A 6,803-nucleotide genomic window follows, 5' to 3' on the forward strand; every position below is an offset into this window, starting at 1 on the left:
AAGGCAAAATGGTTTGGGTGACCCAACACCCGCAGCGCCCCGCCTCACCCGTCTCGCCCGCCTCCGGCCCCTCGCCGAAGACCGGCTCACCACAGCCCGGCACGCCGCACACGCAGGAGTCCGGCATCGCCGCCCAGATCGCCGGCGAACTCGGCGTCCTTCCTTGGCAGGTCAAGGCTGCCGTGGACCTGCTCGACGCCGGCTCCACCGTGCCGTTCATCGCCCGCTACCGCAAGGAAGCGACCGGAACCCTGGACGACACCCAGCTCCGCGAGTTGGAGGAGCGGCTGCGCTACTTGCGCGAGCTCGAGGACCGCCGCCGGAGCATCCTCGAAGCGATCGCCGCCCAGGGTGCGCTGACCCCGGAACTGCAGGCCGCCGTCGTCGGCGCCGACACCAAGTCGCGGCTGGAGGACATCTACCTCCCGTTCAAAACCAAGCGGCGCACGAAGGCTCAGATCGCCCGCGAAGCCGGGCTGGAGCCGCTCGCCGACGCCCTGCTCAAGCGCCCGGAACTGGACCCGGACCGCGAAGCCGCCAAATACCTCAACGCCGAACACTCGATCGGGGACTCCGCGGCGGCCCTCGCCGGTGCCCGCTCCATCCTGGTGGAACGCGTCGCGCAGGATGCCGACCTGGCCGCCACACTCCGGGAACGGCTCTGGACCCAGGGCCGGATGGTGTCCCGCGTGAAGAAGGGCAAGGAAGCTGAGGGCCAGAAGTTCAAGGACTACTTCGAGTTCTCCCAGCAGCCGGCCGGCATGCCATCACACCGCGTCCTGGCGCTGTTGCGCGGCGAGAAGGACGGGGCGCTGGAGCTGGAGCTCGCCGAGGCTGAACCGAACGACGACGCCGCCCTAACGGCCGCGCGCGGCCGTTACGAGGCCGCTGTGGCCAGGTTCCTCGGGGTTGCCGACCGTGGCCGGCCCGCCGACGCCTGGCTGCTGCAGACCGCGCAGCTGGCCTGGCGCTCACGGGTGCTGGCCCGGCTGACGGCTGATCTGCGGAGCCGGATGTTCGCCGCCGCCGAGGACGAGGCCGTGCGCGTCTTCGCCGCCAACCTGCGCGACGTGCTGCTCGCCGCGCCGGCCGGGAACCGTGCCACCCTGGGCCTGGACCCGGGACTCCGGACCGGCGTGAAGGTCGCGGTGGTGGATGGAACCGGCAAGGTGGTTGCGACGGACACCGTTTACCCGCACGCCCCGGCCCGGAAATGGGACGAGGCGCTGCGGACCCTCGTGGGCCTGGCGAAGAAGCACGGCGTCGAACTCGTCGCGATCGGGAACGGTACGGCGTCACGGGAGACGGACAAGCTCGCCGCCGAGCTGCTGAAACAGCTAGCGCCCGCCTCAGACTCTGCCAACTTGCACGCCAAACCGCAGAAGATCGTGGTGTCCGAGGCCGGAGCGTCGGTGTATTCGGCGTCGGCACTCGCGGCGGCCGAGCTGCCCGGCATGGACGTATCCTTGCGCGGCGCCGTCTCGATCGCGCGGCGCCTGCAGGACCCGCTCGCGGAGCTGGTGAAGATCGAGCCCAAGTCGATCGGCGTCGGGCAGTACCAGCACGACGTCACGGCCGCGAAGCTGGACCGCAGCCTGGACGCCGTCGTCGAGGACTGCGTGAACGCGGTGGGCGTGGACGTCAACACCGCCTCGCCGGCATTGCTGAGCCGGGTGGCCGGCGTGGGGCCGCTGCTGAGCGAAAACATCGTGGCGTACCGGAACGAGCACGGGCCATTCAACAAGCGCAGCGAGCTGAAGAAGGTCCCGCGGCTGGGCGCCAAGGCGTTTGAGCAGTGTGCGGGCTTCCTCCGGATCACCGGGGGAGCGGAGCCGCTGGATGCCTCCAGCGTGCACCCCGAGGCTTACCCGGTGGCCCGGAAAATCAAGGCGGCCGCCGGGAAGGCGCCGGCCGCGGGAAGCTATGCGGCACTGAACCCGCAGGACTTCGTGGACGGCTCCTTCGGCCTGCCAACCGTGCAGGACATCATCGCCGAGCTCGAGAAGCCCGGCCGTGACCCGCGTCCGGCCTTCGCTGCGGCAGCGTTCTCGGAGGGCATCGAGAAGATCTCGGATCTGAGGCCGGGCATGGTGTTGGAGGGCACCGTGACCAACGTGGCGGCGTTCGGTGCGTTCGTCGACGTCGGCGTGCACCAGGACGGGCTCGTGCACGTGTCCGCGCTGGCCAACCGGTTCGTCTCCGACCCCCGGGAGGTGGTCAAATCCGGGCAGGTGGTCCGGGTCAAGGTGCTGGAAGCGGATCCGGAGCGGAAGCGCATCTCGCTGACATTAAGGCTCGACGACGAACCGGCAGCCTCCGGCGATCGTGCGGCCGGCGGACGTGCAGACTCGCGGGCGGAACGTCCGCGGCAGTCGGCGCCGCAGACGCCGTCGAAGCAGCCGTCCGGGAAACCGGCGCCCGACCGGCGGACGCCCGCCCGACAACCGCAGAAGTCGACGCCGCCGCCGTCGCCCGTCAACACAGCGATGGCCGAGGCACTCCGGAGGGCCGGTCTGGGCAAGTAGCGCTCCCAGGGTGCGGCTGCCCCCGCCGCCCCGGACCTACCGTTCGTCGCGGATTCCCTACCGCTTGGCGCATAACTAGTACGTTTACTGACGATCTTGCACCATGATTGCCGGAGGCAACGGCCCTCTGCCGGAAGCTCTGCCGGAAGCTCGGTCAGAGGCCCTGGCAGAGGACCGTCGCTGCAATGTGCTGGACACCGATGTCGTTGACGAGCAGGGGAGCATACATGGGCTGGCTGGACCGCGAACGAACCATTGCCCCGCCGGGATTCAACCGGTGGCTCGTACTCCCAGCAGCCCTTGCCGTGCACCTGTGCATCGGACAGGCCTACGCGACCAGCGTCTACAAGACCGCGTTGGTGAAGCACTTCGGCGCCAGCCTGACCGAGGTCGGCGTGATCTTCTCCATCGCGATCGTGATGTTGGGCCTCTCGGCCGCCATCATGGGCACGTGGGTGGACAGGAACGGGCCCCGGAAGGCGATGTTCACCTCCGCCGCGTTCTGGGCCAGCGGCTTCCTGATCGGGTCGCTGGGCATCTTCAGCCACCAGCTCTGGCTCGTCTACCTCGGCTACGGCGTCGTCGGCGGCATTGGCCTGGGGGTCGGCTACATCTCTCCGGTCTCCACCCTGATCAAATGGTTCCCCGACCGTCCCGGACTCGCCACCGGCATGGCCATCATGGGATTCGGCGGCGGCGCCCTGATTGCCAGCCCAGTCTCCACGGCACTGCTCAAGATGTACGATCCCAACTCCGGCGCCAAGGGCTGGGTGGCCAGCGGCGAATCCGTGGGCAAGCTCTTCCTGACCCTCGCCGTCGTCTATCTGGCCTACATGATGTTCGGCGCCTTCACCATCAAGGTCCCGGCCGAGGGATGGAAGCCGGCAGGCTTCGACCCGGCCAAGGTCAAAGCCGCCTCCCTGGTCACCACGGAGAATGTCTCCGCCAGGAACGCGGTCAAGACCAGACAGTTCTGGCTCGTGTGGATCGCCTTGTTCTGCAATGTCACGGCAGGCATCGGCATCCTTGAACAGGCCGCTCCGATGATCCAGGACTTCTTCCGCCAGACTGACGGCACCTCCCTGGCCAGCGCCGCTGTGGCCGCCGGCTTCGTGGGGCTCCTGTCCATCGGCAACATGTCGGGCCGTTTTGCCTGGTCGGCGATCTCCGATGTCACCGGCCGCAAGCGCATCTACATGGTCTTCCTCGGCGTCGGCGCGTTGCTTTACACCGTGCTGGCGCTGGCCGGCTCGACGACGACCGTCCTGTACGTCGCCCTCGCATTCGTCATCATCTCCTTCTACGGCGGCGGGTTCGCGACCGCCCCCGCCTACCTCCGCGACCTATTCGGTACCTTCCAGGTCGGTGCCATCCACGGCCGTCTCCTGACTGCCTGGTCCGCGGCCGGCGTCGCCGGCCCGCTGATCGTCAACGCGTTCCTGGACGCGCAGGGCAAGCCCGGCGCGCTCAACGCCGCGTCCTACCAGCCGGCCTTGCTGACCATGGTGGGGCTGCTGGTGATCGGGTTCGTGGCGAACCTGCTGGTCACGCCGGTCGAGGCGCGATTCCATGAACCCCGTGCCGGCCGTGTCCGGTCCGAAGAACCCGCCTTGGAGGCCTGAAATGACTACTGCACAGACACCGGTGACACCGTCCACCGGAAAATTGGTCATCGCGTGGGCGCTGGTCGGCGTGCCCCTTGGGTATGGCGTATACGAGACCCTCACCCGCGTGGCGGCCCTGTTTGGCTGACACCGTGGTTGCGGAAGTCTCCGGTGACCACCCGCGCGTGGCTCGGGTGCCGTTCACCAGGCCGGAGCCCTTCACCACCCGCCCCACACTGCAAGGCACCTTCGGGATGAGCGCGTCCACGCACTGGCTCTCGACGGCGGCTGCCCAGGCGGTGCTTGAGCGCGGCGGCAACGCCTTCGACGCCGCGGTGGCGGGAGCCTTCGTGCTCCATGTGGCGGAGCCGCATCTCAACGGGCCCGGCGGGGACATGACCGGGATCTTTGTCACCGCGGACCGGCCGGATCAGCCGATAGTCCTAATGGGGCAGGGGCCGGCGCCGGCCGGGGCCACCGTGGAGCATTACGTGGCCGAAGGCCTGGACCTCGTTCCGGGCTCAGGTGCCTTGGCCGCCGCGGTGCCTGCCGCCGTCGACGCCTGGCTCCTGCCGCTGCGTGACCACGGAACGTGGGAGCTGGACGCGGTGCTGGATCTCGCGATCGGCTACGCGCGGGACGGCCACCCGATGCTCGGCCGGGTTGGAACCACCATCGCCGCCGTGGCCGCGCTGTTCGAGACGCACTGGCCCACGTCGGCTGAGCTGTGGATGCCCGGCGGAAGGATCCCTGCCGAAAGTGAGCTGGTGTGGAACCCGGCCTATGCCCGCACACTGGAACGGCTCGTGAAGGCCGGAGTTAAAGCGCCTACCCGCGAGGCAGGAATTGATGCGGCCCGGCGCGAGTGGCGGGAGGGCTTCGTGGCCCGCGCCATGGTGGATTCGGTTCAGTCCCCGCACCGGCATTCCTCGGGCACAGATCACCGCGGGGTGCTCGCCCTGGACGACCTGGCGGGGTTCGAGGCCGGGTATGAGTCGGCCGCCACCGTGGAGTTCCGGGGCCACACGATCGCCAAGACCGGGCCCTGGGGTCAAGGACCGGCGCTGCTGCAGACCCTGGCCATCCTGTCCGGGTTCGAAGACAGATGCCTTGATCCGTCCACCGAGCTGGGGGCGCACACCATCCTGGAGGCGCAGAAGCTCGCGCTCGCGGACCGGGAGGCGTACTACGGCGACACGGACGTGCCGCTGGACTACCTATTGTCGGAGGAATACTGCGCCGGCCGCCGGGCCTTGATCACGGACCGGGCCTCCCACGAGTTCCGGCCCGGCACCGTGCCGGGCCGGGAGCCGTACATCCCACCGCTGCGCACCGATTACACGCCGCCGGCGCTCGCGGGCAATGCCTTCGCGGCCGGACTCGGCGTCGGCGAGCCCACCGTGACACCCGCGGGGGAGACCCGGGGCGATACCTGTCATATCGACGTCGTGGATAGGTGGGGCAACATGGTTTCGGCCACACCGTCGGGCGGCTGGCTGCAGTCTTCGCCCGCGATCCCGGAGCTGGGCTTCTGCCTGGGCACGCGGCTGCAGATGACCTGGCTGGAGCCCGGGACGCCTTCCACGCTGACACCCGGCAAACGCCCGCGCACCACTTTGACGCCGACTCTCGTGCTGCGGGACGGCCACGCCGTGGCGGCCCTGGGTTCGCCCGGCGGCGACCAGCAGGACCAGTGGCAGCTGCCGTACCTGCTGCGGACCATCGTGGGCGGGTACTCACCGCAGCAGGCCATCGATGCGCCGACGTTCCACACGACCTCGATGCCCGGGTCCTTCTGGCCGCGCACCTGGGAGCCCGGCGGCGCCGTCGTCGAGGACCGGCTGGGGGAGGACGTCATCGAATGCCTTGAGCGCCGCGGACATGTTGTCACCCGGGCTGGTGACTGGGCGCTGGGGCGGCTGTCCGCCGTCGTGCGGGATCCCGAGACCGGGGTCCTGCAGGCCGCGGCGAATCCGCGGGGTGCGCAGGGCTATGCTGCGGGCCGGTAGTGGTTGCGGTAGCGGTAGCGGTAGCTGCGCTCAGCGGAGGAGCTGAGCAATTCTCGCTTCTTAGCCGGAAGTGGAGCCGGTCCATGAAGCGGAGCGATAGGAGTGCGCTCTTCTTTCTCAACTTTCTCAACCTTGGTCCACTTTGTGGTCGGCGCTTAGACCAGCCAATGCCATTGGCCTGATCTTCGGTGAGGCCGCTCGCAAAGGGATGCTCGTCCCCCCACAAGGCCAGCAACGACTACGGTGACAATCTCCACACCAGGGCGAGAGCACTCCGTCAGAGAAATATCAGAGTCACCGTCGAGCCAATTTTTGAGGTCATCACTAATCCCTGTTCCATCCCGCATCACGCAGCCCGGCGGCGTTGCCCCCGCGGGGCCAAGACTTTGGCCTGAACGTGGGAACCGCACGGCCCGGCGGGGTCGCGTGTGCCGTGGTCATGCGGCCGTCATGAGGTCGTCTGGTCGGAAGTAGTGGTTCCGTCTGGGTTGCCGGCGGGGGTCGAGGTGGGGTGGCGGGATGAACCAGGGGATCCCGGTTTTGAGCCGGATGGTCCAGTGTTCCTTGTGGATCACGTGGTGGTGGTGGGAGCAAAGCAGGGTTCCGTTGTCCGTCCCGGTGGTCCCGCCGCGGGACCAGTAGGTGATGTGGTGGGCCTCGCACCA

At 68.6% G+C, this 6,803-nt stretch carries 5 protein-coding genes; 4 read left to right on the forward strand and 1 reads right to left on the reverse strand.

Going from position 1 to position 6,803, the window contains the following annotated elements:
* Window positions 1-8: 8 nt before the first annotated feature.
* From AC1D2F_RS13785 to AC1D2F_RS13800, 4 genes are all read left to right on the forward strand, one after another.
* Window positions 9-2,525 carry a Tex family protein gene (locus tag AC1D2F_RS13785; protein ID WP_229994537.1) on the forward strand — a complete coding sequence of 839 codons (2,517 nt, stop codon included), beginning with the start codon at window positions 9-11 and terminating at the stop codon, window positions 2,523-2,525.
* 227 nt (window positions 2,526-2,752) lie between these two features.
* Entirely contained in the window at window positions 2,753-4,147 is a 1,395-nt protein-coding gene (locus AC1D2F_RS13790; protein WP_476966947.1) for an OFA family MFS transporter, read from the forward strand.
* A gap of 1 nt (window position 4,148) precedes the next feature.
* Entirely contained in the window at window positions 4,149-4,277 is a 129-nt protein-coding gene (locus tag AC1D2F_RS13795; protein WP_364747677.1) for an MFS transporter small subunit, read from the forward strand.
* A 106-nt stretch (window positions 4,278-4,383) separates the two neighbouring features.
* A complete protein-coding gene (locus AC1D2F_RS13800; RefSeq protein WP_476966953.1) occupies window positions 4,384-6,138 on the forward strand; it encodes a gamma-glutamyltransferase family protein in 1,755 nt (584 codons plus the stop codon).
* Window positions 6,139-6,575: 437 nt separating this feature from the next.
* Here AC1D2F_RS13800 and AC1D2F_RS13805 read toward each other — a convergent pair.
* On the reverse strand, window positions 6,576-6,803 hold a 228-nt coding region (locus AC1D2F_RS13805; RefSeq protein WP_476966948.1), incomplete at its 5' end, for an HNH endonuclease.

It is taken from the genome of Arthrobacter sp. P1_B3 (assembly GCF_056406615.1).